Source organism: Bradyrhizobium sp. RD5-C2 (genome assembly GCF_019972155.1).
In the GTDB taxonomy this organism is placed as follows: domain Bacteria; phylum Pseudomonadota; class Alphaproteobacteria; order Rhizobiales; family Xanthobacteraceae; genus Bradyrhizobium.
Genome location: NZ_BOVL01000022.1, coordinates 332341 through 358443 on the forward strand (window position 1 = coordinate 332341; position 26103 = coordinate 358443).

Here is a 26103-nt window from a genome sequence, read left to right on the forward strand (position 1 = left end):
GCGGACGCTGAACTTCGCGTGCCGGATTTGGCGGCGCCGCCCGTTTAATCCCCATTGGGGTCTTGAGAGGCGGGGGCGGTATCGTGGGCAGTGTGGCTGTTGATCGGATGTTGCTGGATGCGGTGGCGCATTATGGCGCGGGCCGCGCGATGGAGGCCGGCACGTTGTGTGGCGACATCCTGACCGCCGATCCCGATCATATTCCGGCGCTGCATCTGTCCGCCGTCATCGCCTTTGTGACCGACCGCGCCGCCGAGGGCGCGGTGCTGCTGAACCGGGTGTTCAGCCTCGATCCGCATCACGGACCGGCGTTCGCTACGCTCGGCGATGCGCTCGCCGTGAAGGGCGAGCACGAGGGCGCGGTGGCGGCGTTCCAGCGCGGCGTCACACTGCGGCCGAAGGATGCCGGGCTGCACATCAAGCTCGGCGTCGCGCTATGCGAGCTGTCGCGCTTCGACGAGGCCGAGGCGGCGTTTCGCCGCGCGATCGCCCTCGATGGCGGCCTGACGCGGGCGCGGTTCAACCTCGCCGTTGCGCTGGCCGGACAGCAGCGGCCGGTCGAGGCCGAGCAGGCCTATCGCGAGGTGATCGCGCGCGATCCGGCCTATCGCGGGGTTTGGCTCAACCTCGGCAATGCGTTGACCGATCAGAAGAAGCATGACGCCGCCGCCACCGCCTATCGCCGCGGGCTCGGCGCGGATCCCGATCATCCCGGCCTGCATAGCGGCCTCGGAGCGGCCCTCTACCGGCTGGGCCGGCTTGAGGACTCAGTCCTGCACTATCGCCGGGCAATCGCGCTCGAGCCCGACAATTTCGCGCCGCGGCGCCTGCTCGCCATGGTGCTGCACGAGCTGGGCGAGCGCGAGGAGGCGGTCCGCATCTATCAGCAAGTCTCGGCCCGCGATCCGTCCGATCACGTCATCCTCAACAATCTCGGCGCCTGCCTGTTCGAGCTCGGACGGGTCGACGACGCCATCGCCTGCGCCGAACTGGCGCTGGCGCTCAAGCCGGACTATGCCGCCGCGCACACCAATCTTGGAATCATCTTCGAGGCGCAGAATCTGGTCGAGGCGGCGGTCGCCGCGCATCGGCGGGCCATCGAGCTCGAACCCAATTACGCCAAGGGCCACGCCAATCTTGCGGTCGCGCTGCGCAATGCCGGCGAGATCGATGCGGCGCTGGTGGCCTCGCGCCGCGCCATCGCGCTCGATCCCGAACAGCCGCTGGCGCATTACAACCACGCGCATTTCCTCTTGATGAACGGCGAGTTCGAGGAGGGTTTTGAGGAGTATCAGTGGCGCCGCAAGACCAAGATGCTCAGCGAAGGCGATCCCGTGTTCGACGAGCCGGAATGGCAGGGTGAGCCGCTGGCGGGACGCACGCTGCTGCTGTTTGCCGAATACGGGCTCGGCGACGCCATCAATTTCGTCCGCTATGTGCCGATGCTGGCGGGCAGCGGCGGCCGGATCATTCTGCAGGTGCAGCCGGCGCTGGTCTCGCTGCTGCGGCCGATGCTGCCCGATGTCGCAGTGTTCGCCCGCGGCGAGCCATTGCCGCCGTTCGACCTGCAATTGCCGCTGCTGAGCCTGCCGCGAATTTTCCGCACCACCGTCGACACCATTCCTTCGGCCGTGTCCTATCTGCAGGCGGACGCCACCAAGCTCGCGCGCTGGCGCGAGGCGCTCGCCGACGTGTCCGCGCTGAAGGTCGGCGTGGTCTGGGCAGGCAATGCCAGGCACAAGGGCGACCGCCAGCGCTCGCTCCCGGCGGATGCCGTGCTGCCGCGGCTGGTCACACCTGGCGTGCAGCTCTACAGCCTGCAGAAGGAGCCGCGGCCGGACGATGCCCCGGTGCTGCGGCGTCTCGGTGCTGACGTCGTCGATCTTGCACCGACGCTCGGCGATTTCGCCGACACCGCCGCGGCCGTCTGCGCGCTCGATCTCGTCATCGCCGTCGACACCTCGGTGGCGCATCTCGCCGGCGCGCTGGGCCGCCCGGTCTGGATGCTGTGCCCCTATGCGCTCGACTGGCGCTGGCTGCGCGATCGCGCCGACACGCCCTGGTATCCGACCATGCGGCTGTTCCGCCAGGACAGACCGCAGGCCTGGGAGGGCGTGCTGACGCGGATGTCCGACGAGCTTGCACGGGTCGTGCGAGGGGAGCGGGACCTGCTGCTGCCACAGGCGTCCCGCGGCTGACGACCAGCCGAGGCTTCCGGTCAGTCACGTTGCGCTCATTCCCTGCGCGCCGCCGAGCAGCTTGGCGTTGAGCCGGCCGCCGTCGAACAGCATTTCACCGACCGCGCCGTCGAGGTCGGAGGTTGTGACCTCTCCGCCGCCGTCGCGGATGATGCTGGCTTGGGCGAGACGGCGCATCAGCTCCTTGATGAAGGCGGCGCTGACGCCCTCGGTGCGTCGTACGGCTTCGTCGATGACAGGCTGCTCGAGCGGCAGGCCCTTGCCATAGAGCCGGACCAGCTTGCCGCGTCCGGTCTCGTCGGGCAGCGGCACTTCGATCGCCTGGTCGATGCGGCCCGGCCGGCCGGCGAGCGCACCCTCGAGCTCTTCGGGGCGGTTGGTGGTCAGCAGGAACAGGATGTCGCAATCCTCCTTCAGGCCGTCCATCTCGTTGAGCAGCTTGTTGAGCAGGGATTCCTCGCACGGTCCGCCCATATCCTCGCGGTCCCGCGCGATCAGGTCGACGTCCTCGATCACGACCATGGCCGGCTGGAGCAGGCGGGCGAGGTTCATATAGGCGCCGAGCAGCCCGACCTGTTCGGCCGTGATGATCAGCGTGGTGTGATCCGGCAGGTTGGTGGCGAGGTAGCGAATGGTGTGGGTCTTGCCGGTGCCGGGCGGGCCATACAGCAGGATGCCCTTGCGTGTCGACTGGCCGAGCTTGCGCAGCAGATCGCGGCTTTCGACAAAGCCGAGCACATTGCGGTCGAGCAGCCGCAGCGTCCGTTCCGGCAGGATCACGTCATCGCGGATAACCGTCGGCAGCCGATGCACGGTCACGCCGCGCGAACGGCCGCGATAGTCCGAACCACCCTCGAGCGAGAGTATCTTGCCGCGGTAGGATCGCGCGGCGTGGACAGCGGCTTCTAGCGCGGCAAAGGTCGGCTGTACGAAGGCATCGCCGGCCGTGCCTGCCGGCAATGCGATCTCGATCCGAACAGCGGGTTCGCGGTCATATTCACGATGATAGGTCAGCAGCACGGCGTAGCGTAACGTGCCGGACCGGCACAGCCACAAACCGTTGACGAGACATTTCACCGGCTCGGCCTCGCCGATATCGACGTCCTGGTACTGGGGAGGTGCGATCGCCGGCGCATTGCGGCTGTCTTTCATTAGGGACGCAAATCCAATCGTCTCGTAGCGATATTCCTCATGGATTCCGAAGAAGTGGATCGGGTCCGTGAGCAGCTTGTCGATCGCGACCTGAACGTCGGCACGCATGTGGCCTGGAAACTGGCGTGCCCGCGTCACGATCAGGTTGCGCGGCACGCCGGCGAAATGCCAGTCGAGCGCAACAAAGGCGTATCGAAACTCGTGGCTCGGCAATTCTTCCGAGCTGCGACGCGCGGCGAGCAGGCAGTCCCTGCACAGTGAGGCCGTCGTACCGGAGAGAATAATCTCCGTCACGGCTTTCGGGGCTTCGCAAAGATCGCAGGGGCGGCTGGCGTCGGCGGACTCGCTCGTGATCATCAACGGGTGGCCGTTGGAGCGGATTAGCCACTTGGCGCTGTTGAACATTGCCCGCGCGACGGCGCCCGGATAGGGGCCGCATGGAACAGCGCCCCTTGCCTCGATCAAGGCAGCGGTCGCGACGGCTTCCTGCTGGGATTTCCCGAATACCGTGCGCAGCAGGTCCTGCACGAACTCCAGCGGCGTCTCACCGTCGTCGTGAATGAAGAGCTGGACCGGACCGTCATCGGCAAAGACGCCGTGCATGGTCACCTCGAAACGCAACTGGAAACAGAAAGAACAAAATAAGAACATCATGGCGACGGCTGTGCGTCAAGCGAAAGATTGTCCGGCTTCAGCCCTGGCGTGTGGCGCGCGGCTCGGCCGGCTCAGCCTACCGCGCCCGCCATGCGTAAACGCCGCTCAACACCTGTGACGATTGTGTTGCGGCAAATGCCAAGAGATGGTCGTCGCAGCAGCAAACTTCCGACACATCATCAAGGCGAAAAGGGGCGATCCGACATGGCGCGAGCGCGAGAGCAGTTTCCTCCTGGGGATCTGCGGTCGCGCAATTATTTTAATAAGAGGCCCTCGTGTCGCACAAACTTCGCTTTGCGATCCTTCTCGTCCTCACCCTGTTCGTCTCGCCCGCGCTGGCGCAGCCCGCTGCCAAGCCGGCGCCGCCGCAACCCGCTACCGGCGACGCGCTGACGCCCGAGCAGGCGAAGCGCGCGCTCGAGACGCTGCAGGACGACAAGAAGCGCGGCGAGATCATCAACACGCTGCGCGCCATCGCCAACGCCTCGCCGCAGGCCGCGCAACCTGCGCCAGCGGCCGAGCCGCCTGCACCCGCGTCGCAGTCACCGATCCCGCTCAACGCGGACAGCCTCGGTGCGCAGCTTCTGCTGATGGTCTCGGAGCAGGTCGGCGAGATGTCGCGCGAGGTCGCCGACGTCGCGCGCACGCTGACGCACTTTCCGGCGTTCTATTACTGGTTCGTGCGCACTGCCAACGATCCTGCCGCCTATGGCCTGCTGATCGATATCGCCTGGAAGCTGGCGCTGGTGTTCGGCTGCGCGCTGGCTGCCGAATGGGTGGTGTTCCGCCTGATCAAGCGACCGGTCGCGTTCCTCGAAGCGCGGCTGCCGCAGACCGCGCGCGTGCCGGTGCAGGCGCTCGCCAGCGCCGATCCGCCGTCGTCGGTTGCCGACGTCACGCCGGAGGGCGATCTGCATCGCCGCCGGCTCAGCCTGGCGCGGGCCTGGCAGTCGCTGGTCCGGCTGCCTTTCGTGCTCGGCCGCTTGCTGCTCGAATTGCTGCCGGTGGTGGTGTTCGGCGGCATCGCCACCGCGCTGCTCGGCACCGAGATCGGCGACCAGTCAACCACCCGGCTCGTGATCCTCGCCGTCGTCAACGCCTATGTGTTCTCGCGCGTGCTGATTTGCGCGGTGCGCGCGCTGGCCGGCCCGTTCGGTTTGTTCCGCGTCCGGGCCGAGACCGCGGCCTATATCGAGATCTGGGCGCGGCGCATCGTCGCGGTCGGCGTCTCCGGCATCGCCTTTGCCAATGTCGCGCTGCTGCTCGGGCTGCATCGCGCCGGTTACGCTGCGCTGCTCCGGTTCGTGATGCTGGTGGTGCACCTCTTCGTCGTCGTCATCATCCTGCAGTGCCGCCGCCAGGTCGCCGACGTCATCCGCGCGCCGGCCGATCGCACCGGCCTTGCGGCGCGGACGCGCAATCGTCTTGCTTCGCTGTGGCATGTGCTGGCGATCGCGCTCGATCTCGCGCTGTGGGCGGTGTGGGCGCTCAACATCCGCAACGGCTATTCGCTGCTGCTGCAATATTTCGTCGGCACTGTCGCGGTGCTGCTGGTCACCCGGCTCGTCACCATGGTGGTGCTGAGCCTGATCGATCGCGGCTTCCGTATCAGCCCGGACCTGATGCAGCGCTTCCCGGGGCTCGAGACCCGCGCCAATCGCTATCTCCCACTGCTGCGCAAGGTGGTCACGGCGGTGATCGCCGTGATCGGCTTCGTCGCGCTGCTCGAGGTGTGGGGCGTCGATGCCATCGTCTGGTTCTATGGCGGCCAGATCGGCTCTCGGCTGATCTCGGCGCTGGTGACGATCGGCATCGCCGCACTCGCTGCGGCGGTGATCTGGGAGGTCGCCAATGCGCTGATGGACCGGCAGATCGACACGCTGTCGCGCGATGGGCATTTCGCCCGCGCCGCGCGCCTGCGCACCTTCCAGCCGATGCTGCGCACCGCTTTGTTATGCATGATCGTCGCGGTGGTCGGGCTCACCGCGCTCAGCGAGATCGGCGTCAATGTCGCGCCGCTGCTCGCCGGCGCAGGGATCGTCGGCATCGCGATCGGCTTCGGTTCGCAGAAGCTGGTGCAGGACCTGATCACCGGGCTGTTCCTGCTGCTCGAGAACACCGTGCAGGTCGGCGACACCGTCACGGTGTCGGGCCTCTCGGGCGTGGTCGAGAACGTCTCGATCCGCACCATGCGGCTGCGCGCCGGTGACGGCTCGGTGCATATCGTGCCGTTCAGTGCGGTGACGACGATCACCAATGCCAGCCGCGGCGCCGGCAACGCCGCGGTCAGCGTCAATGTGTCCTACAAGGAGGACACCGACCGCGCCGGCGAGGTGCTGAAGGACATCGTCGCCGGGATGCGCCAGGAGACGGCGTATCGCGCGCTGATCCGCGGCGATCTCGAATTGTGGGGCGTCGACAAGGTCGACGGCTCGGTCGTGACCATCGTCGGCCAGATCCGCTGCACCGACGGCGGCCGCTGGTCGGTGCAGCGCGAGTTCAATCGCCGCATGAAGCGGCGCTTCCAGGAGGAGGGCATCGAGATCGCCTCGATGGGCCAGACCATCCTGATGCAGCTTCCCGCGCCGTCGGAGCCGGATGCCAACAAGCTGCCGCGCCGCGCGGCGGGCTGATTTGCCGCTCCGCTTCGCCTCGCCCCGCCTGCGGGGAGAGGTCGAATTCGAGCGAAGCTCGAATTCGGGTGAGGGGGAGTCTCCGCGAGAGTATCTGTTTCCGTATGTGCGGAGGCAGCCCCTCACCCCAACCCTCTCCCCGTAAGAACGGGGAGAGGGAGTAAACTGGCTGGATGCTGATCGGCGCGTCTCATCGTTGCGACAGCGTCTCGCGACGATGAGACGGTAAGGGCCTTGCTGGGCCCGAGGCATGGCTTGCACTTGGCCGAAAACGCCGCCTTTCTCCTCTTCTCCTGCGATTTCCTCAGCTGGCACAGCGCTTGCTCAACGCATCTTCGAATGCGCGGCAAGACGCATTGCATGACTGAATCTCAAGCGAAGGAAGGAAACGCACATGGAGCTTGGCTACTTCACCATGCCCTCGCACCCGCCGGAGTGCGGATTGAAAGAGGGTCACGACTGGGACCTGCAGACGCTGCGCTGGCTCGACGAGCTCGGCTATCAGGAAGCCTGGATCGGCGAGCATCACACCGCGCCGTGGGAGCCGCACCCGTCGCCCGACCTGCTGGTCGCGCAGGCGCTGCTGCAGACCAAGAATATCCGCATCGGGCCCGGCGGCTTCCTGCTGCCGTATCATCACCCGGCCGAACTCGCCAACCGCGTCGCGATGCTCGACCATCTCTCGAACGGCCGCCTGAACTTCGGCGTCGCGGCCTCAGGCCTGCCGAGCGACTGGGCGATGTTCAACGTCGACGGCATGTCGGGCCAGAACCGCGACATGACTCGCGAGGCGCTTGAGATCATCCTGAAGATGTGGTCCGAGCCTGGACTCTGGACCCACAAAGGCAAGTACTGGACGGTGTCGAAGCCGGACACGATGTTCGACTTCCTCAAGCCGCACATCAAACCGCTGCAGGGTCCGCATCCGCCGATCGGCGTCGCCGGCCTGTCGAAGAATTCCGACACGCTCAAGCTCGCCGGCGAGCGCGGCTTCATCCCGATGAGCCTGAACCTCAACCCGGCCTATGTCGGCAGCCACTGGGACTCGGTCGAAGCCGGCGCGGCGAAGACCGGCCGCAAGCCGAGCCGCAGGGATTGGCGGCTGGTGCGCGAGGTGTTCGTGGCTGATACCGATGAGGAGGCATGGAAGCTCTCGACCGGCGACATGATGGGCCGGATGATGGGTGAGTACTTCCTGCCGCTGCTCGGCCATTTCGGCTTCAAGGACTATCTGAAGCACGCCCCCGACGTGCCCGATAGCGACGTCACCGTCGAATATTGCGCGCGCCGGAATTGGATCGTCGGTTCGCCCGCGACGGTCACCGAGAAGATCGAGAAGATCTACCGGGAGGTCGGCGGCTTCGGCGTGCTCTGCGTGTTCGGCTTCGACTACAAGCACAAGCCGGAGGCCTGGCGGCACTCGCTGGACCTGCTCAAGAACGAGGTGATGCCGCGGCTCAAGCACCTCGGCGCCGAGTTCGAGAAGGCTGCATGACAGATAGGCAGGGTGCGGGGCTTGCCTCGCACCCTGCCTCGCATATGTTTGAGGGAACTATTCCGGTTCAGGGTCAGGGCATGACGGTCGACGCACAGAGTTTCAAGCAGGCAATGCGGCATTGCGCGGGCGCGGTGGCGCTGGTGACGGTCGGCCGCGAGCCGGGACAGCGCACCGGCCTGACGGTGACCTCGGCCTGCTCGCTCTCCGACAATCCGCCGTCGGTCCTGGTCTGCGTTAACCGTAATGCCAGCGCGCATGAGCGCATCCGCGCCGAGCGCCATTTCGTCATCAACTTCCTGAACGAGGACCACGCGCTGCTGGCGCTGACCTTCTCCGGCCAGAAGGGCGTCAACGGCGACGACCGCTTTGGCTTCGGCCGCTGGACCACCGGTGCGACCGGCGCCCCGGTGCTGGAGGACGCGGTGGCGGCGTTCGACTGCGTGCTGAGCCAGGAGCTCGAGACCAAGACCCATTCGGTCTTCATCGGCGAAGTCCAGCATGTCCGCGCCGTGACCACGGTCGATCCCTTGATCTATTTGCGCAGCGGCTTCCAGAGCGTGCGCAACATCCATGATCCGGTCGTGCTCGGCGACATCGACGCGCGGCGCGTCAGCTGGAACGAATTTTCCTAGAGCAGCTGGCGGACGGCACGCCTCCCATAGTCAATCAGCATCGCTGACCAATCCTGGTCAATTCAACGCGCACGCGATCTACACGCGCGGCATGTTATACGTGCTGCCGCGCGTGCAGGAGCGATCGATGAGGCGGCGCGAGCTCTTTAACACCTCTCATCAGCAGCACGGCCGATTGTCTCGCCAGCGCGCAGCGCTCGTTGATCAGCCGATGCGTTCATCGCGCCTGACGGCCGCAACCGGGGACATAAGCGCTCTCCGGAATCTCGCGTCATCAACAAGTGAGGCCCAATCATGAAGATCGTTGTGATCGGTGGCACCGGACTGATCGGCTCCAAGACCGTTGCCATTCTGCGTCAACGCGGCCACGACGTTGTCGCCGCGTCGCCGAAGAGCGGCGTCAACACCATTACCGGCGAGGGGCTCAAGGAGGCACTGTCCGGCGCGGCCGTCGTGATCGACCTGGCCAATTCGCCGTCATTCGAGGACAAGGCCGTGATGGCGTTCTTCGAGACCTCCGGCCGCAACCTGCTGGCGGCGGAGAAGCCGGCCGGCGTCAAGCACCATGTCGCTCTCTCGATCGTCGGAACCGACCGCACGCCCGAGAACGGCTACTTCCGCGCCAAGGTCGCGCAGGAGAAACTCATCGAGGCTTCCGGCATTCCCTACACCATCATTCGCGCGACGCAGTTCATGGAATTCGTCGGAGCCATCGCCGATGCGGGTGCAGTTGGAAACACGATCCGGCTCTCGCCCGGCCTGTTCCAGCCGATCGCGGCAGAGGACGTGTCTGCGCTCGTTGCCGATGTGGCGCTGGAGCCGCCGCGCAACGGCATCGTCGAGATCGCCGGTCCCGACCGTGCGCCGTTCAACGAATTCGTGGCCCGCTACCTGAAGGCAAAAGGCGACCTGCGCGAAGTGGTGAAGGACCCTGACGCGCTCTACTGGGGTGGCCGGGTCGAGGAGCGCTCGTTGGTACCGTTGGGCGAGGCGCGCCTCGGTCGCATCGACCTGAACGAATGGCTGCGCCGCTCGCGGTCCGCAGCCTGACGGGAAGGCCTGACGGCAGCTTCTATTTGAGCCACACCAGCAGCGGGACGGGCGCGCGGCCCTGGCAGGACAGCGTGCCCTCGTAATTATGCGTCTTGCGGGCACTGTAGGTGCAGGGTGCGCCGTCCAGCACCAGCTCTGCCGTCACCTGCGAATCCGGACCCGTGATTTGCAGCCGGATCTCTCCGGCGCGCTCCTCCGGCCCGTCCTGTGTGCAGATTCCGACATGCTTCATCTTCAGCGGGCCGGAGAATTGCCCGGCCGTGCCCGGTCCGCTTTCGGTGAGATGCCCGGTCAGCTCCCATTCGCCGAGCACGCCGGCCTGGCCGAGGATCTCCATCGCGCCAAGCGACGGCACGTGACAAAGAGACAGCGCAACGGCGCCGAGCAGGGCCGCTCCACCGTTGCGCCATGTCGTCAGCGTCATCACAACTTGCTTCCCGTTGTCTGGCGCAATTCGATCAGCTCCGGCCTCGACAGATCCGCATCCGCGGTGAGCCGGGCGATCTGATCAGCGCATTCCCGGGTCTTGGCCTGATCGCCGGAAGCCTTAGCGCTCTTGATCATCCCGAGATAGGCCGCCAGCCGGTTGGGCTCCTTCTTGAGCACGGCTTCGTAGGCGGCGAGCGCGTCGGCGGCCTTGCCGCGATCGAGCAGCATTGCCGCGTAGAGCTCGCGCGCCGGCGCGAGCGGTCCCGGGGTGACGGGATGCTTCTCGGTCTTGTCTTCCGCCTCCGCGGCGGCATTCATCGCGCTGAGCGCCTCGTCATGTTTGCCTTCGGCGTACAGCACCCAGGCGCTCGCGATCTGCTGCTGGATGTCGACGATGTTAGACCAGTAGGCATCCTTGGCGTCTTTCAGTCTGTCGCGCAGCTCGACGAGCTTGGCGATATCGGCCTTGGCGGCCGCCGGATCACCGGAGCGCGCGGCGCCGACCGCCTGCGCGAAATAGGTGATGGCGTCCGCAGCGGCGTATTTGGTCGGATGCACGTCAAGCGCGGCAGCGCCCTTCCAGTCGCCGCGCTCGAAGACATAGCGGGCCTGGCTTGCCGCCACCGCGTAAGGGCCGGTGAACCGATCCTGTTTGAACGCGAGCTTGCCGAGCTCGTCGACCACCGCGCGCGCCTCCTTGTCCTGGCCCAGTTGGAGATAGGCATAGACCAGGTAGTCCATCGCGTGCGCCTGATCCTGCTGTTCGCCATCTTCCTTGGCGATGCGCGCGGATTCCTTGTTCGAGGCGATCGACTCCTTCCAGTAGCCGACGCGCGTGAAGATGTGCGACGGCATGTGCTGGGCGTGCGGCGCGCGTTCGGCGATCTTGGCATAGCGCATCGCGGCGGGGAGGCCCTTCTCCGCGAGCGCCGGGTAATCGTAGAGATGGATCAGATAGTGGGCGATGCCCGGATGCTCGGGCTGCCGCTTGAAGATCGGCTCGAGCAGCGCCGCGCCCTTGAGCTGGTTGGCGTAGGTCTTGTCGCTCGGGGACGCTGCGACGTTCAGCGTGATCGCATAGGCGATCTGCGCCTCGTCATCGTCGGCATAGTGCGTCGCGACCTGCTCTTCGGCCGCGAGGAATCTCTGCACGCGGGTGCGGTGATCGACCTTGTCATAGTCGACATACATCGCGGCGATGGCATCGATGTATTCGCGCTCGCGCGGGGTCTGCGCACCTAGCGCCTGGCCTTTCCTGGCGGCTTCGAGGCCGAGCGGAAGGTTCTCGGGCGGCGGCGGCCCGTGCGGATTGTAGAGATAGCTGAGCCCGATCCCCCAATAGGCGATGGCGCATTGCGGGTCGGCCTCGAGCACCTCCTCGAAGGTGCGCCGCGATGCGCTGTACCAGAACGAATGCTGATACAGCATGGCGCGATCGAACAGCTCCTGCGCCTCCGGTTTGCAGGATGTCGCAAAATGCACTTTGCCCAATCGTTGTTCAGTAGAATCCGAGGCGGCAGGCTGCGAAATGGTCGCGGCAATGAGGCCAACGACCACAGCGAGGGGAAACCGTGTCATGGGGCCCGCTCCGTGGCGTTGAATGAAAGGCGTAGGATAGCACCGTTCCCGCGCGGCCGGAACAACAGGTGCGCTTCTGGTCTAGCTGTCCAACTCGATCCCTAACGCCTTGATCTTCCGGTACAACGTCGCGCGGCTGAGCCCGAGCGCCTTGGCGGCGTCCGTCACTCTTCCGTCATTGGCACGCAATGCTTCGACGATCGCTGCGCGCTCGGCCGCCGCATGATCGGCTTCCACATGGCGCGCGCCGAACGGCGGCAGATCGAGATCGGCCTCGGTGATGACGCCGCCCTCGGCGGTGGCGCCCGCGAGCCGCAGCACGTGGCGAAGCTGGCGCATGTTGCCGGGGAAGGGATAGGCCATCAGTTGCGCCCAGGCGTCCGCCGAGATGCGGCAGTGCGGCGCTTCCTCGTCGGCGATCTGCGTGATGATGTCCTTGCGGTCGGCGCGTTCGCGCAACGCGGGCAGCCGGATCTCCATGCCGCGCAGCCGGTAATACAGATCGGAGCGAAAGCTGCCGTCCTCCGCCATCGCTGCCAGGTCGCGATGGGTGGCGCTGATCAGGCGGATGTCGACGGCGACCGGCTTCAGCGCGCCGAGCGGCCAGACTTCGCGATTTTCCAGCACGCGAAGCAGCCGCGTTTGCAGCGACAGCGGCATGTCACCGATCTCGTCGAGGAACAGGGTGCCGCCAGAGGCCTGCACGATCAGCCCCTTCGATCCCTCGCGCCGGGCGCCGGTGAAGGCGCCGGCCTCGTAGCCGAACAGCTCGGCGTCGATCAGGCTCTCCGGCATCGCGGCGCAGTTCAGCGCGACATAGTTGCGGCCGGCGCGATTGCTCGCCGCGTGAATGGCGCGCGCGAACACGTCCTTGCCGGCGCCGGTCTCGCCACGCAGCAGGATCGGCAGATCGAGATTGCCGACCGTCATCAGCCGCTTCACGCCCTTGATCAGCACGGGATCGCGGCCCGCGAGCCGGTGCAGGCCGGAAAACTGTCCGGCCGGCGCCTCGCGCGACGGTGCCGGCGGCGGACGGGAGACACGCGCGCGCGCCGGCGGCGCCACGCGGCCACGGCCCCATGGCGTGCCGTCGGCCCGGCGCAATGTGACCGGCTCGTCCGCGGAACGAGTCGCGCGATCGTCCAGTTGGATCAGGCGCGACAGGTCGATGCCGTCGTCGATCATCGCATCCGTCAGGCCGAATACGCCGCGCGCGGTGCGGCAGGCGCCGACCACGCGGCGGTCGTCGTCATAGGCGAGCATGCCGTGGCCGTCGCCGGGCAATGTCGCGATCCATGAGGCACGGTAGCGCCGGCGGAAGAACGACTGCTCGATCCGCCGCGTCGCCTCCGCGGTGACGGCGAGCGCCAGTTCATGCGCGCTGCGGCCGAGATCGCTGCGGCAGGAGGAGATGTTGACGGCGCCGGCGAGCCGCCCGGCATGATCGAACAGCGGCGACACCGCGCAGGTGAACATGTGCCACTGCTCGCGGAAATGCTCGTCACCATGCACGATGATCGGCCGCTGCTCGGCGAGCGCGGTGCCGAGCCCATTGGTGCCCTCAAAAGTCTCGGCGAAGTTCGAGCCGGTGTAGATCTTCCACTCCAGGAACATCCGCGCGTAATCGCCCCCAGGCAGCCGGCTCACCAGCATCGTCGCGTTGGGATCGGCGAGGTTGACGCAGTAGCCGGAGTCGTGGAGCACGCGGGCAAGATCCTCGAGTTCCGGGACCGCGACCTGGATCAAATCCTCCATCGGTTCGGCGATGTGCCGGACCTCGGCTTCGGTCAGGGTCTGCGGCGGCCCGCGCCGGGCCGGATCGAGGTTGTGATTGACCACGCAGCGCCGCCAGGAGGCGGCAATCCGCGCCTCGGTGTCGACGCCAGCCACCTGATTGGCCGCCGATAAAACACGGGCGACGTGATTTGAGGCCGAAAGATTGGCCATCCAGAGGTCTCCACCCCGAATTTTCCGCGAAGTCTGGCAGCCAATGGCCGAATGTCAATTGGCCGCCGGGGTCGCGGGGAGGGGACCTTGGAGGGATCATTACCTCGGACGTGGCTCAATCTGCAGGCCGCGCCTCGGGAAATGTCCAGCTGCCATCGACAACGTCGGGCCGCGGTTGAAACAGCCGCACGGTGTAATTCCACCCCTGCGTGATCGGCAGGCAGTTGGCGACCTTGCCGTCGCAGCCGCCGAACTGGATGGTAACCGCGCCATCGGCGGACTTCCTGGCGGTCACGCTGTTCACCGCGTAGCTGCCGGTCGGGTTCGGCTGCAAATAGCCCTCACTGTTGTAAACGGTGAGCGACCAGAAGCCGTCGACGGGAACATTCTTCACCGTCAGCGTGTGGACGGTGCTGCCGTCGTTGCGCATCGGGGTGATCGGCAGATACAGCGCGTCCTTCTCGGGATTGCCGCCCCACAGCATGGCGCTGCCGATCAAATGCTTCACCGGATCGACCTGATGCGCGTCGGCGCCGAACATGCGCCGCGTATCGGAGACCGTGGTGCCGAGCTGCAGCAGCGCTGCCTTCACCTTGTTGAGGCTGGCTTCATCCCAGTTCGGCATGTCGAACGTGCCGGGGCGTTGCTGGTTCGATGTGATCGCGTCCTGCAGCGCGTGAACCTGCCCGATCTCTTCGCTGTCGGAGAAATCGACCAGGAAGCGGGCCACCGCAATGGCGTAGCGCGTGCCGATCGCCTCGCGCGTCAGGGTGTGGCTGCCCGCGCCGTAATAGATACCTCTGGTGTATTGATCCTCATTGACGATTTGCATCGCCATGAAGCGCTTGGCGCCGTCCGGCAGCGTGATTGTCACCGGTCCGGCATCGAGATCGAAGATCGCAAACGAATACAGCGTATCGCGGTTGGGGCGGACGATGCCTTGCTGTACCGGTGGCGCAAGCTCGCGGCCATGACGGAATTTTCCAAAGCCGCCGGCTTTGACCACGCCGGCGAAATAGACGTCGGTTTGTGCCCGCGCGTAGTTCGCGACGGTGACGGGTTGCGGCGGTGGCGCCGGTGTTTGTGCCGATGCGGCGGAACTGGCGAGCGCGAATGTCATGGCTGTCAGGATGCTCGTTTTCATAGGCTCTCCGGAGGTGAGGTCCCTCATGGCCGGAGAGGTAGGACAGCCAAATATGAAAATGAATGCCTAGGATTGGCAACAAGCTTTCCGGATATGATAGGCTGCCAGCATGGATCTCAACGCGGTCAGGATGTTCGTCGCGGTCGTTCAGGCCGGCAGCCTCTCGGCGGGAGCCGCGCGACTCGACATTCCGCTGCCGACACTGAGCCGCCGGATCCGGGATCTGGAACGGCAGCTGAAGGTGCAGCTGCTGGAGCGATCGGCGCGCGGCGCGAAGCTGACGGATGCCGGCGCGCGGCTGCACGAGCGCGCCGTCCAGGGTATCGAGCAACTGCTGGAAGCCGAGCAGGTGGTCGTCAACGACCAGATGCAGTTGAAGGGGCGTTTGCGGCTGTCGCTGCCGCAAACATTCGAGCCGTGGTGGGAGCTGCTGGCCGCTTTCCAGCAGCGCTATCCGGACATCCAAATTCACCTCTACTCGACCGAGCGTCGCGTCGACCTGGTCGAGGACGGCATCGATGTCGCGCTTCGGGTCGGCGCGATCGTGCACGAGGCGATGGTGGCGCGCCGCGTGCTGTCGTTCCGCAATGTGCTCGTGGCCAGCTCGCGATTGGTCAAGCGCTTCGGGCTGCCGAAGCACCCGGACGCGCTACGCCACCTGCCGTGCGGGGTATGGGCATCGCGGATCGATACCCAGGTGCGCTGGGACCTCGGCGGGAAAATGGTCGAGCCCAACGCCGTGTTGTCGACCAACGACTATCATCATCTGTGCACCCGCGCGCTGCGCGGCGACGTGGTCACGGAGCTGCCGCCCTTCCTGGCGGCGGCGGCGATCCGTGAGAAACGTCTGATCCGGTTGCTGCCGCAGCATCCGTTGCCCGAGTGGTCGCTCAACCTGCTCTATCCGCAGCACCGTCACCAATCGACCATCGTGCGAACCTATCTGGATTTCTGCCAGGGCTATCTGCCGAAGATCGTTCAGGCCTGCACGGTGTGAGTGGGTCGATGCACCGTGTCTCTCTCCTCGTCATTCCGGGGCGACGCGATAGCGTCGAGCCCGGAATCCATTCATCCGCAGGATGTGCGGCCCAATGGATTCCGGGCTCGTGCTTCGCACGCCCCGGAATGACGACGGAGGGAACTACATCCCGTCGATATGCTTCGCTAGTCCGCCCTATCGAGACTACTTCACGTCACCGGCCGTGAGCAGCACGAACGAACGCCCGGCCGTCTTGTACGTGCTGTCGAACGCAAACTGCGCACCTGCCGGCTCCTCCGGCGCATTGGTATCCATGAGCAGCGACCACTGTGGCCCGGCGGACGTTGCCGGCAGCTTGAAGTCGACCTCGCCCTCGTAGCTGTTGAGGATCACGATCACGGTGTCGTCCTCACCCGCGCGGGCGATCGCGGTTTTGCGCGCGCGGCCGTCGAGCACGACGCCGAAACATTTGATCCAGCCGGTGGTCCAGTCGGCCGCCGTCATCTCCACGCCTGAGGTGCTGATCCAGACCACGTCGCGGATCTCGAGCTGGGGATCGCGATCGCCGGAGAGGAAGCGGCTGCGGCGCAGGATCGGATAGTCGCGCCGCAGCTTGATCATCCGTTTGGTGAAGGCGAGCAGCTTCTCGGCGTCATCTGAGAAATTCCAGTCGAACCAGGAGATGTCGTTGTCCTGGCAGTAGGCGTTGTTGTTGCCGCGCTGGGTGCGGCCGAACTCGTCGCCGCCGAGCAGCATCGGCGTACCCTGCGAGGCCAATAGCGTCGCCAGCATGTTGCGCTTCTGGCGTTCGCGCAAAGTGCGGATCTCGGGATTGTCGGTCGGGCCCTCGGCGCCGCAATTCCAGGAGTGGTTGTCGGACGAGCCGTCGTTGTTGTTCTCGCCGTTGGCCTCGTTGTGCTTGTTGTTGTAGCTCGCCCAGTCGTTCAGCGTGAACCCGTCATGGGCGGTGATGAAATTGACGCTGGCCCAGGTGCGGCGTCCCTCGCGGTTGAACACATCGTGCGAGCCGAGCAGCCGCGGCGCCAGGCTGCCCGGCGCCGCCTCGCCGCGCCAGAAATCTCGCACAATGTTGCGGTACTTGTCGTTCCATTCCGCCCAGCCCGGCGGGAAGCCGCCGACCTGGTAGCCGCCGGGGCCGCAGTCCCACGGCTCGGCGATCAGCTTGACGGTCGCGAGCAACGGGTCCTGGTTCATTGCCTTCAGGAAGCCGGACTGCTCGTCGAAGCCGTAGACCTCGCGCGCCAGGATGGTGCCGAGATCGAAGCGGAAGCCGTCGACATGCATGTGGCCGGCCCAGTAGCGCAGGCTGTCCATCACCATCTGGATCACGCGGGGATGCGACAGGTTCACCGTGTTGCCGGTGCCGGTGTCGTTGATGTAGTAGCGCCGCTTGTCAGGCAAGAGGCGATAATAGCTTGCATTGTCGATGCCCTTGAACGACAGCGTCGGGCCGCGCTCATTGCCCTCGGCGGTGTGGTTGTAGACGACGTCCAGAATGACTTCGAGCCCGGTGCCATGCAGCCGCGACACCATCTCCTTGAATTCGCGCAGGCTGTTCGGCACGTCGGCGGCGTAGCGCGGATCCGGCGCGAAGAAGCCGATCGTGTTGTAGCCCCAGTAGTTGACGAGGTGCTTGTCCAGCAGGTTGCTGTCGTTGATGAAGGAATGCACCGGCAATAGCTCGACCGAAGTGATGCCGAGCGCCTTCAGATGATCGATCGCTGCGTTCGACCCGAAGCCGGCATAGGTGCCCCGCAGGTTCTCAGGGACGCCCGGATGCTGTTTGGTAAAACCCTTGACGTGGGTCTCGTAGACCACCGTCTCGTCCCAGTGCACGTCCTGCCGCTGCGCCTCCTGGACCCAGTCGAAGTTGGGATCGACCACCACGCATTTCGGCATGAACGGCGCGCTGTCGCGCTCGTCGAAGGTCAGATCGTCGCCCGATTCCATCTTGTAGCCGAACACCGCCGGATTCCAGGTGAGGCTGCCGGCATGGGCGCAGGCATAGGGATCGAGCAGCAGCTTGTTCGGATTGAATCGGTGCCCGCCATCGGGCTGGTAGGGGCCGTAGACGCGATAGCCGTAGAACGTGCCGGGCTGCACGCCGTTGATGAAGCCGTGAAACACCTGGTCGGTATATTCGGGCAGCTCGAAGCGATGCGTCTCGCGCTCGCCGTCGAACAGGCAGACTTCGACCTTGGTGGCGTTGGCGGAAAACACCGCGAAGTTGGTGCCGTGGCCGCTCCAATGGGCACCGAGCGGATAGGGCAGCCCTTCCTCGATCAAAAAATCGGACATCGTGTCCCCCAAGCCTGGAACTGACAAATCAACCAGCAACAAACGCCGCCGCGCGGAAAACGTTGCATAGGCTAGTTTAGCGGCAGTTGCCGGTGGTTCGTATGACGTCCGGGCAGGCCGAGCGCGTCATGTCGCGAGAATGCCGATGTTTGATCCACAGGCCATTCGACACACTCGGTGTCGTCCTGGCGAAGGCCAGGACCCATTACCCCAAATCTCATTTGTTGCACGACGCCGGGGCCACGATCTGCTCCGTCACCGAATGCGGTGGCAATGGGTCCTGGCTTTCGCCAGGACGACGGCGCGGCTTACAGCAACCGCATCCCCGTCAAACCCGCATGCCCATTCTTGCCAAGACCATCGCACTAATTGCCCGTCAGCATTGCAAACCGCCGTCGGTCGATCCGCTCGCGCGCCGATTGTCCCGCTGCGGCGCAAAGGTCGGGTGCATAAAGCTGGCAGCTTCCGCGTTCTGCGGTCGCCTTGTCGATCATCTCCAGAAGCTGCGAAGGCGCGATGTCGGGGGACGCGGCAATGCGGCCGGCGACGACGTGCTTTTCCATTGTCTCGTGCTCAGCGTGATCGAGATCGGGGTTGCGCCAGCAATTTGCGCACATGATCTTGAAGCTCTCCGAGTGCGAATAGATCACGGCGTCCCCGTCCAACTCTTCGCTGATGTCGGCCAACTGCCGTGCCGTCTCCTGCGTGCCTGCGAAAGCGAAGAACTGGTAATTCCGGCGCAGCAGCGTTGCCAGATGCGGGAAAACCGGTATCTGCTGCTCGCCATAAGTGTGATGCGTAATCGGGGCGCCGTCCATGAGGATGACATCGCCATAGTCGACGCCGAGATCGCCGTACAGCACGCTGCGGATAATGCCATGGCACGGAGACAACCGTTCGATCCAGACCGTTTCCTCCTCGCCTGGGTCATCACGATCTGCCGTCCGCTCGGCGAGCGGACGCGCGGCAAGCCTCACCTTGCAACCCGGATATCCACCCTCCGGCAACCCAAAGCGTCCATGCTCGATTTTCTGCTCCATGCGCTTCCACACGCCCAACGCGGTCTCGGCATCCCGAGCGCCCGTGGCGCAGATGCCGAGATTCCATTCGGTGCTGTCGACAGCCTCTTCTGACAGGCTTGCAGCGGCCCGGTCCGCCGCCACGCCTTCGGCGAACCTGCCGCGCGTCTTGTAGAACAGCCCCAGATTATAGTGATGTGCGCTCCTTTGCGGATCGATGTCGATCAGTCTTCGAAGACTGGCCTCGGCGATCGCATCGTGCTGGCGCGCCGTCATTCGCGCCGACGTGGCGAGCCCGCGCAGGATCTGCTCCTGTTCAGGCCGCCCTTCACTGAGTTTCGACAAGCGGTCCAGCTTTGCGACCATCGTCTGAAATATCGGGTGCTCCGGCGGCGGCGCATTCAGATCGTCGATGTCGCGGACGGCTTCGAGGCACATGCCGAGCCTTGAGAGGATAGCTATGTCGTCATCGTGGGCGTCGGCGATCTCTGCAAGAATGTCGGCCGCCTCCTCCCTCGTGAGGCTTCGTTCGTCGACAATCCATAACAACGCCATCGCCGCCTCAGGCTGGTGGCGCTGGGCCTTTCGGAGCGGTTGGATCTTCTGCGATGCAGCCTGCTTGCGGTCCGCCCGTCCTTCTGCAACGGCGTCACGTGCAATCGCGTCGATCTCGTCGAAAGGGAGAACTGCGCTGGGACCATTCGACATGATCGGCTTCTCCGTGTCGACGCTTCGGTTGAAAGGGGAATGGCGATGGTCTCAATGCAGCGAGACTACATCAATTTCATCCCCTTCAAGCTCGTATGCCCGTTCTTGCCGACGATGATGTGATCATGCACGGCGATCCCGAGCGGCTTTGCGATGTCGACGATGGCTTTCGTCATCTGGATGTCGGCCTGCGACGGGGTCGGGTCGCCGGAAGGATGATTGTGCACCAGGATCAGCGCGGTGGCGGACAATTCCAGCGCGCGCTTGATCACCTCGCGGGGATAGACCGGGGTGTGATCGACGGTGCCGGTCTGCTGCACCTCGTCGGCGATCAGCTGGTTGCGCTTGTCGAGGAACAGCAGGCGGAATTGCTCCTTGTCGGCGAACGCCATGCCGCTGCGGCAATAGTCGATGACGTCGTTCCAGGACGACAGCGCGATGCTACGCTTGATCTCGCCCTTGGCGATCCGGTCCGCGGCCGCGGCGAGCAGCTTGAGCTGGTTGATCGAGGCGTCCTTAACGCCTTCGACCTCGCGCAGCCGCGCCGGCGACGCGTGCACGACCTCGGCGAACGAACCGAACTTCTTCAACAGCGCCTTCGCCAACGGCTTGGTGTCGCGGCGCGGGATCGCGGCGAACAGCGCCATCTCGAGGAGCTCATAGTCGGTCAGCGCGTCCGGCCCGGCGGCGTAGAAGCGCTCGCGCAGCCGTTCGCGATGGCCGTGATAATGCGGCGTCTCGTCGGTGTCGTCGTTGCTGGCGTCGGGTCTGGCGGGCATCGGCCACAACCATGCCGTGCCTGCCGCGTTTTGCAAGGGCCGATGCAGCGTCCCGGTTTGCCACGACGCGACGGGCGAATTACCGTTGCCTGCAACGAGATCGAAAAGGGGAGGGCGGCGTGACGTCATTCAAGGTAATCCGCTCGCGTGCCGAGAAGCGCAAGGGCGGGCCGAAGGCGCTCGAGAAACTGCTGCGGCCGCCGGTGGGCGCCAAGGCACTGGCAAAGCTCGGCGACGACCGCGTGCTGGCCGAAATGACCAGGCGCGTGTTCTGCGCGGGTTTTGCCTGGAGCGTGATCGACGCCAAATGGGAGGGCTTCGAGGACGCGTTCCTCGGCTTCCAGCCGGCAAAGCTCGCGTTCAAGCCGGACGAATATTGGGAGAAGCTCGTCAGCGACACCAGGATCGTGCGTAACGGCGCCAAGATCATGTCGGTGCGCGACAATGGCCGCTTCGTGCAGGAGATCGCGCGCGAGCACGGCAGCTTCGGCAAATTCCTTAGCGCCTGGCCGTCAGCGGACGAGATCGGGCTGCTCGATCTGCTGAGCAAGCGCGGCAGCCGGCTCGGCGGCAACACCGGGCAGATGCTGCTGCGCTTTCTCGGCTGGGACGGCTTCGTCACCTCGCGCGACGTCGTCGCCTGCCTGCGTGATGCCGGGCTCGACATAGCCGAGGAGGTCAAGTCGAAGCGCGATCTCGCCAAGGTGCAGGCGCAGTTCAACGCCTGGGCAGAGGAGACCGGGCTATCCTATCTGCATCTGTCGCGGATCTGCGCGATGTCGATCGGCGAGAACCACACGCCCGAGGAGATCGTCGAGCGGACGCGGAGCGACTATTGACCTTGTCGAGGGCGCTTACACCTGAACCCACGGCTTCTCGCCGTGGCGCTCGGACAGCGTGAAGATCTCGACGCCGTCGGCGGTGACGCCGACCGAGTGCTCGAACTGTGCCGACAGCGAACGGTCGCGGGTCACCGCGGTCCAGCCATCGGACAGGATCTTCACATGCGGCTTGCCGAGATTGATCATCGGCTCGATGGTGAAGAACATGCCGGGCTTCAGCGGCGCGCCTTCGCCGGGGCGGCCGATATGGATGATGTTCGGCTCGTCGTGAAACAGGCGACCGAGGCCGTGGCCGCAGAAGTCGCGCACCACGCTCATGCCTTGCGGCTCGACGAAGCTCTGGATGGCGTGGCCGATATCGCCGGTGGTGGCGCCGGGCTTGACGGCGGCAATGCCGCGCATCATCGCCTCATACGTCACCTCGATCAGCCGCTCGGCCTTCCGCGCGATGGCGCCGATCGCATACATGCGGCTGGAATCGCCGTACCAGCCGTCGACGATGAAGGTGACGTCGACATTGACGATGTCGCCTTCCTTCAGCGGGCGGTCGCCCGGCATGCCGTGGCAGACCACGTGATTGATCGAGGTGCAGGTCGAGTAGCGATAGCCGCGATACATCAGCGTCGCCGGATAGGCGCCGTGGTCGAAGGCGAACTTGCGGACGAAGTCGTCGATGACCGAGGTCGGGACGCCCGGCTTGACGATGTCGGTGAGCGCATCGAGGCATTTCGACACCAGGGCGCCTGCCTTGCGCATGCCGGCAAAGCCGCTCGGTCCGTGCAGCTTGATCTGGCCGGTCTTGCGAAGCGAGGTGTCGGTGGCGTCGATATAGCTCATGGGCGGGATGTTTCTTCGGGCAAGGGGCTGATTTCAGGCCCTAATTTAATGATCGGCGCGCCCGGCGCAAGCCAAGCTTGGGCATGGGGACAATGCTCAAACGGCTTGATTTTTCGGCCAAATCCAGAACAGCGGCGGCCGCTTGCCCGAAAAAGCCGTGCGGAGGCGTCAGCTGGAGACCTCGACCACGCTCTCGACAGGCAGCGCGCCGCCGCGGATGCGGAGTTCCCGCACCGGGTAAGGCACCTTGATGCCGTCCTGCTTGAAGGCGTCCCACAGCGACAGCATGACGTCGCTCTTCACGCCGTCCATGCCGTCGGGATCGGCGATCCAGAAGGTCAGCGAGAACTTCATGCCGAGTTCGGCGAATTCGGTCAGGATGCAGTTCGGCGGCTTGCCCTTGAGCGCGCGGGCGTGGGCGGTGGCGGTATTGATCGCGAGCTTGCAGACCAGCCTCGGATCGGCATCGTAATTGGCGGCGAAGGCGATCTTCACCAACGTGTTCTTGTCGGTGTAGGTCCAGTTGGTGACCTTCTGCGTCACCAGGTCCTCGTTCGGGATCAGGAACTCGCGGCCGTCGCCGGCGGCGACCGAGATGTAGCGGGTCTTCATCGCGCTGATGCGGCCCTGGCTGTCGCCGATGGTGACGAGGTCGCCCGGCTTCACCGACTTGTCGACCAGCAGGATGATGCCCGAGATGAAGTTGGCGACGATCTTCTGCAGGCCGAAACCGATGCCGACGCCGACGGCGCCGGACAGCACCGCGAGCGCCGACAGGTTGATCCCGACCGCGCTCAGGGCAATCGCGACCGCGATCACCATCAGGCCGATGCGAATGATCTTGACCAGCAACACCTGGATCGACGGGGTCAGGTCGGTCGAGCGGGTGATCTGGCCATCGATGAAATTGCTGGCGATATTGCTCAGCCACAGCGCCAGGATCAGCACCGCGCCGGCCTTGATCAGCAGCAGCGGGCTCAGCCGCAGACCGCCCACGATGACCGCGAACGAATCCAGCGTATCGGCCGCCCAGTCGAGCTGGCCGATGATGCTGAGGGCGGCGACCACCCAGGCCGCGATCGAGACCAGTTTGACGATGAAGGCGTTGTCGATCACCGAGGTCACGAGGCGGATCACGAGCCAGGCCAGCGCCAGCTTGGCGGAGACCGCGATCAAATAGCTGCGGCTCGGCCAGGTCGCGTGCCACATCACGATGCGCGAGATCACCATCAACACCGCGAACACTGCGGTGGAGGCGCTCGATACCATCACGCGGGCAAAGTGCCGGAGCGGCAGCGGCCAGCGGCTCGCCAGCGACGACATGTTGACCCGCGCATGAATGGCGGTATCGGCGGCGTAGGCGACGCCCGCGGCGGCGAGGATGATGCCGAACTGCAGATAGAACCAGGGCGAAGCGATCTCGGCACCGACCGAGCGCGCCGCCATTTGGATCGATTCCAGGACGTCCTTCCAGCTCATGTCCATCGGCAAAATCTCAACTCGAAGCGCGGGTCAGGCGAATGTGATTCGAAGGTGCAGCCAGAATCCCACAATGGCGCGCACGCGACCATCGATACACCACAGTGTCGGGGCGAGTTAGAGCGTTTTCGAGCGAAGTGGTCACCGGTTCGCGTGAAGAAAACGCGTCAAAACAAGAATCGAGAGCCCCGTTCCGATCTTGTCGGAACGAAAAAAGGTTCTCGGGGCTCACGGGACCGGGCACATTGCCGCTTAGGACAGAAATCGGTTGGCGTCCCAGTGTGGCGACGATAAGGATGCAATTGCAAGTATTTGAGACCTCCCAAGTCCTTGAGACCTCCAAAGGCGCATGGCATCCCTCGACTCCGTCAGTATAGCGATCCTGCTCGGTGCGGTGCTGGTGATGGCCGGCATCCTGTCCAGCCTGCTGGCGCTGCGGTTCGGCGCCCCCTTGCTGCTGGTGTTCTTGCTGGTCGGCATGCTGGCGGGCGATTCCGGCCCTGGCCGGCTGCAGTTCGACGACGTCCGCACCACCTATTTGGTCGGCTCGGTGGCGCTGGCGCTGATCCTGTTCGACGGTGGATTGAAGACGCGGTTTGCCAGCATCCGCACGGTGCTGGCACCCTCGATGATGCTGGCGACCGCGGGCGTGCTGCTGACCGCGCTGATCACGGCGCCGGTCGCCCGCTATGTGCTCGACCTCAACTGGACCGAGTCGCTTCTGGTCGGCGCCGTCGTGGCCTCGACCGACGCTGCCGCGGTGTTCCTCCTGGTGCACACCCAGGGCCTGCGCCTGCGCCCGCGCGTCGGCGCGACGCTGGAGGCGGAGTCCGGCACCAACGACCCGTTCGCGATCTTCCTCACCTTGATGCTGGTCGAGTTCATCTCGATCGGCCAGAGCTCGGCCGCGCACATCGCGATGGAGTTCATCCAGGAAGCCGTGCTCGGCGCCATCATCGGGGTGATCGGCGGCCGGCTGGTGGTGATCGCGCTGAATCGCGTCGCGCTACCGCAGGGCCTGCATGCGCCGTTCGTCACGACCGCGGCGCTGGTGATCTTCGGCGGCTCCCAGATCGTGCATGCCTCGGGATTCCTTGCAGTCTATCTCGCCGGTATCATCATCGGCAACCGGCCGACCCGCGCGCATAATTCGGTAGTGACCTTCCTCGACGCCGCGACCTGGCTGGCCCAGATCGTGATGTTCGTGCTGCTCGGCTTGCTGGTGTCGCCGCATCGGCTGCTCTCCAGCGCCGGCGGCGCGGTGCTGGTGGCGTTTGCGCTGATGCTGGTGGCACGGCCGCTGGCGGTCCTGATCTGTCTTGCGCCGTTCAAGTTCAACTGGCGGGAGAAGGTCTTCATCGCCTGGACCGGCTTGCGCGGCGCGGTCGCGATCTTCCTGGCCTCGATCCCGATGCTGGTCGGCCTGTCGAAGGCCTATCTGTATTTCGACGTCGCCTTCGTCGTCGTCATCATCTCGCTGCTGCTGCAGGGCTGGACGCTGGGGCCGGCGGCGCGGCGGCTGCACGTCGCGCTGCCGCGCGCCGAACGCGGCCCGCGCCGCGTCGAACTGGATCTACCCGGCCAGCTCGAGCAGCAGCTGGTCGGCTATCCGGTGCGGCCGAAGAGCCTGTATTTCCGCCGCGGCCTGATCCCGTCGTGGTCGAAGCCGACGCTGGTGATCCGCGACGAGCGGATCCTGACGCCGGTCGAGGCCGATCCGGTCGCGCCCGGCGACTACATCTACCTGCTGGCGCCGCCGGAGCGCGCCGAGGCGCTCGACCGCTTCTTCGTCGACATGGCGCCGTCGAGCGCGCCCGATCCGCATCTGCTCGGCGACTTCATGGTGTCGGGCGAGCATACGCTCGGCGAGCTCGCCGAGATCTACGGCGTCAAGGTCGACGAGCACCAGGCCAAGCTGACGCTGGCGGATTTTTTCGACGTCAATCTCGACCGTGCGCCGAAGGAAGGCGCCGAGCTTGCGCTCGACGAGATCGTGCTGGTGGCGCGCAGCATCAGCGGCGGCCGCGTCAATGTCGTCGGCCTGCGCCTGCCGGAGGAAGAGGAGGAGGTCGCACCGCAGACGCGGATGCAGACCGTTCGCCGCAAGCTCGCCGATATCTGGGCGTCGGTCGCCGGCGTCTGAAGCATGATCCGGAAAAGTGCGAAGCGGTTTTCCGAAAAGATCATGCTCAAACAAGGAGCTAAAGCGCGATGACGATTCAA

Annotated in this window: 18 protein-coding genes; 8 read left to right on the forward strand and 10 right to left on the reverse strand. The window is 65.3% G+C overall.

Annotation, left to right across the window (positions count from 1 at the left end; genetic code table 11):
- Positions 1 to 107 precede the first annotated feature (107 nt).
- The gene (locus BraRD5C2_RS30340) at positions 108 to 2198 is read left to right on the forward strand and encodes a tetratricopeptide repeat protein (RefSeq protein ID WP_223974986.1); all 2091 of its coding nucleotides are present in this window, start codon (positions 108 to 110) and stop codon (positions 2196 to 2198) included.
- Between the two features lie 24 nt (positions 2199 to 2222).
- On the opposite strand, the gene BraRD5C2_RS30345 is transcribed toward BraRD5C2_RS30340, so the two are convergent.
- Entirely contained in the window at positions 2223 to 3953 is a 1731-nt protein-coding gene (locus BraRD5C2_RS30345; RefSeq protein ID WP_223974821.1) for an ATP-dependent Clp protease adaptor ClpS, read from the reverse strand.
- A 326-nt stretch (positions 3954 to 4279) separates the two neighbouring features.
- Between BraRD5C2_RS30345 and BraRD5C2_RS30350 the strand changes: the two genes are divergently transcribed.
- The 4 genes from BraRD5C2_RS30350 (at position 4280) to BraRD5C2_RS30365 (ending at position 9817) form a co-directional block, all read left to right on the forward strand.
- Positions 4280 to 6637, forward strand: a complete 2358-nt coding sequence (locus BraRD5C2_RS30350) for a mechanosensitive ion channel family protein (protein ID WP_223974822.1) — start codon at positions 4280 to 4282, stop codon at positions 6635 to 6637.
- A gap of 394 nt (positions 6638 to 7031) precedes the next feature.
- Complete coding sequence (locus tag BraRD5C2_RS30355; protein ID WP_223974824.1) at positions 7032 to 8132, forward strand: LLM class flavin-dependent oxidoreductase; 1101 nt, start codon at positions 7032 to 7034, stop codon at positions 8130 to 8132.
- Between the two features lie 80 nt (positions 8133 to 8212).
- On the forward strand, positions 8213 to 8767 hold the full coding sequence (locus tag BraRD5C2_RS30360) for a flavin reductase family protein (protein WP_223974825.1): 555 nt from the start codon (positions 8213 to 8215) through the stop codon (positions 8765 to 8767).
- A gap of 294 nt (positions 8768 to 9061) precedes the next feature.
- A complete protein-coding gene (locus tag BraRD5C2_RS30365) occupies positions 9062 to 9817 on the forward strand; it encodes an SDR family oxidoreductase (RefSeq protein ID WP_223974826.1) in 756 nt (251 codons plus the stop codon).
- Positions 9818 to 9839: 22 nt separating this feature from the next.
- On the opposite strand, the gene BraRD5C2_RS30370 is transcribed toward BraRD5C2_RS30365, so the two are convergent.
- The 4 genes from BraRD5C2_RS30370 to BraRD5C2_RS30385 form a co-directional block, all read right to left on the reverse strand.
- Positions 9840 to 10244 carry a hypothetical protein gene (locus BraRD5C2_RS30370; RefSeq protein WP_223974827.1) on the reverse strand — a complete coding sequence of 135 codons (405 nt, stop codon included), beginning with the start codon at positions 10242 to 10244 and terminating at the stop codon, positions 9840 to 9842.
- Positions 10244 to 11827, reverse strand: a complete 1584-nt coding sequence (locus BraRD5C2_RS30375; protein ID WP_223974828.1) for a tetratricopeptide repeat protein — start codon at positions 11825 to 11827, stop codon at positions 10244 to 10246. The genes BraRD5C2_RS30370 and BraRD5C2_RS30375 overlap by 1 nt, the downstream gene beginning before the upstream one ends.
- A gap of 81 nt (positions 11828 to 11908) precedes the next feature.
- Positions 11909 to 13774, reverse strand: coding sequence for a sigma-54-dependent Fis family transcriptional regulator (locus tag BraRD5C2_RS30380; protein ID WP_223974829.1), 1866 nt, complete (start codon positions 13772 to 13774; stop codon positions 11909 to 11911).
- Positions 13775 to 13889: 115 nt separating this feature from the next.
- Positions 13890 to 14918, reverse strand: coding sequence for a DUF1254 domain-containing protein (locus BraRD5C2_RS30385; RefSeq protein ID WP_223974830.1), 1029 nt, complete (start codon positions 14916 to 14918; stop codon positions 13890 to 13892).
- Positions 14919 to 15027: 109 nt separating this feature from the next.
- Here BraRD5C2_RS30385 and BraRD5C2_RS30390 point away from each other — a divergent pair, with 109 nt between their 5' ends.
- Positions 15028 to 15915, forward strand: coding sequence for a LysR family transcriptional regulator (locus BraRD5C2_RS30390; RefSeq protein WP_223974832.1), 888 nt, complete (start codon positions 15028 to 15030; stop codon positions 15913 to 15915).
- A gap of 186 nt (positions 15916 to 16101) precedes the next feature.
- Here BraRD5C2_RS30390 and glgX read toward each other — a convergent pair whose 3' ends face one another.
- From glgX to radC, 3 genes are all read right to left on the reverse strand, one after another.
- The gene (glgX, locus tag BraRD5C2_RS30395) at positions 16102 to 18216 is read right to left on the reverse strand and encodes a glycogen debranching protein GlgX (protein WP_223974833.1); all 2115 of its coding nucleotides are present in this window, start codon (positions 18214 to 18216) and stop codon (positions 16102 to 16104) included.
- Positions 18217 to 18581: 365 nt separating this feature from the next.
- Complete coding sequence (locus BraRD5C2_RS30400; RefSeq protein WP_223974834.1) at positions 18582 to 19943, reverse strand: prenyltransferase; 1362 nt, start codon at positions 19941 to 19943, stop codon at positions 18582 to 18584.
- A gap of 65 nt (positions 19944 to 20008) precedes the next feature.
- Positions 20009 to 20722, reverse strand: coding sequence for a RadC family protein (radC, locus tag BraRD5C2_RS30405; RefSeq protein WP_223974835.1), 714 nt, complete (start codon positions 20720 to 20722; stop codon positions 20009 to 20011).
- Positions 20723 to 20841: 119 nt separating this feature from the next.
- Between radC and BraRD5C2_RS30410 the strand changes: the two genes are divergently transcribed.
- The gene (locus BraRD5C2_RS30410; protein ID WP_223974836.1) at positions 20842 to 21561 is read left to right on the forward strand and encodes a DNA-3-methyladenine glycosylase I; all 720 of its coding nucleotides are present in this window, start codon (positions 20842 to 20844) and stop codon (positions 21559 to 21561) included.
- A 15-nt stretch (positions 21562 to 21576) separates the two neighbouring features.
- Here the strand turns inward: BraRD5C2_RS30410 and map are convergent, their stop codons facing one another.
- Together map and BraRD5C2_RS30420 are read right to left on the reverse strand one after the other, a co-directional pair.
- Positions 21577 to 22401, reverse strand: coding sequence for a type I methionyl aminopeptidase (map, locus tag BraRD5C2_RS30415; RefSeq protein ID WP_092122802.1), 825 nt, complete (start codon positions 22399 to 22401; stop codon positions 21577 to 21579).
- A gap of 168 nt (positions 22402 to 22569) precedes the next feature.
- Positions 22570 to 23886, reverse strand: a complete 1317-nt coding sequence (locus BraRD5C2_RS30420) for a mechanosensitive ion channel family protein (RefSeq protein WP_223974837.1) — start codon at positions 23884 to 23886, stop codon at positions 22570 to 22572.
- Positions 23887 to 24229: 343 nt separating this feature from the next.
- On the opposite strand from BraRD5C2_RS30420, the gene BraRD5C2_RS30425 reads away from it, so the two are divergent.
- A complete protein-coding gene (locus BraRD5C2_RS30425) occupies positions 24230 to 26023 on the forward strand; it encodes a potassium/proton antiporter (RefSeq protein ID WP_223974838.1) in 1794 nt (597 codons plus the stop codon).
- Positions 26024 to 26103 lie beyond the last annotated feature (80 nt).

Bases quoted from the DNA above. Each gene is read 5' to 3' on its own strand.
- BraRD5C2_RS30340 (WP_223974986.1), top strand. From the start codon at position 108: ATGTTGCTGGATGCGGTGGCGCATTATGGCGCGGGCCGCGCGATGGAG.
- BraRD5C2_RS30345 (WP_223974821.1), bottom strand. From the start codon at position 3,953: ATGCACGGCGTCTTTGCCGATGACGGTCCGGTCCAGCTCTTCATTCAC.
- BraRD5C2_RS30355 (WP_223974824.1), top strand. From the start codon at position 7,032: ATGGAGCTTGGCTACTTCACCATGCCCTCGCACCCGCCGGAGTGCGGA.
- BraRD5C2_RS30360 (WP_223974825.1), top strand. From the start codon at position 8,213: ATGACGGTCGACGCACAGAGTTTCAAGCAGGCAATGCGGCATTGCGCG.
- BraRD5C2_RS30365 (WP_223974826.1), top strand. From the start codon at position 9,062: ATGAAGATCGTTGTGATCGGTGGCACCGGACTGATCGGCTCCAAGACC.
- BraRD5C2_RS30370 (WP_223974827.1), bottom strand. From the start codon at position 10,244: ATGACGCTGACGACATGGCGCAACGGTGGAGCGGCCCTGCTCGGCGCC.
- BraRD5C2_RS30375 (WP_223974828.1), bottom strand. From the start codon at position 11,827: ATGACACGGTTTCCCCTCGCTGTGGTCGTTGGCCTCATTGCCGCGACC.
- BraRD5C2_RS30380 (WP_223974829.1), bottom strand. From the start codon at position 13,774: ATGGCCAATCTTTCGGCCTCAAATCACGTCGCCCGTGTTTTATCGGCG.
- BraRD5C2_RS30385 (WP_223974830.1), bottom strand. From the start codon at position 14,918: ATGAAAACGAGCATCCTGACAGCCATGACATTCGCGCTCGCCAGTTCC.
- BraRD5C2_RS30390 (WP_223974832.1), top strand. From the start codon at position 15,028: ATGGATCTCAACGCGGTCAGGATGTTCGTCGCGGTCGTTCAGGCCGGC.
- glgX (WP_223974833.1), bottom strand. From the start codon at position 18,216: ATGTCCGATTTTTTGATCGAGGAAGGGCTGCCCTATCCGCTCGGTGCC.
- BraRD5C2_RS30400 (WP_223974834.1), bottom strand. From the start codon at position 19,943: ATGTCGAATGGTCCCAGCGCAGTTCTCCCTTTCGACGAGATCGACGCG.
- radC (WP_223974835.1), bottom strand. From the start codon at position 20,722: ATGCCCGCCAGACCCGACGCCAGCAACGACGACACCGACGAGACGCCG.
- map (WP_092122802.1), bottom strand. From the start codon at position 22,401: ATGAGCTATATCGACGCCACCGACACCTCGCTTCGCAAGACCGGCCAG.
- BraRD5C2_RS30420 (WP_223974837.1), bottom strand. From the start codon at position 23,886: ATGGACATGAGCTGGAAGGACGTCCTGGAATCGATCCAAATGGCGGCG.
- BraRD5C2_RS30425 (WP_223974838.1), top strand. From the start codon at position 24,230: ATGGCATCCCTCGACTCCGTCAGTATAGCGATCCTGCTCGGTGCGGTG.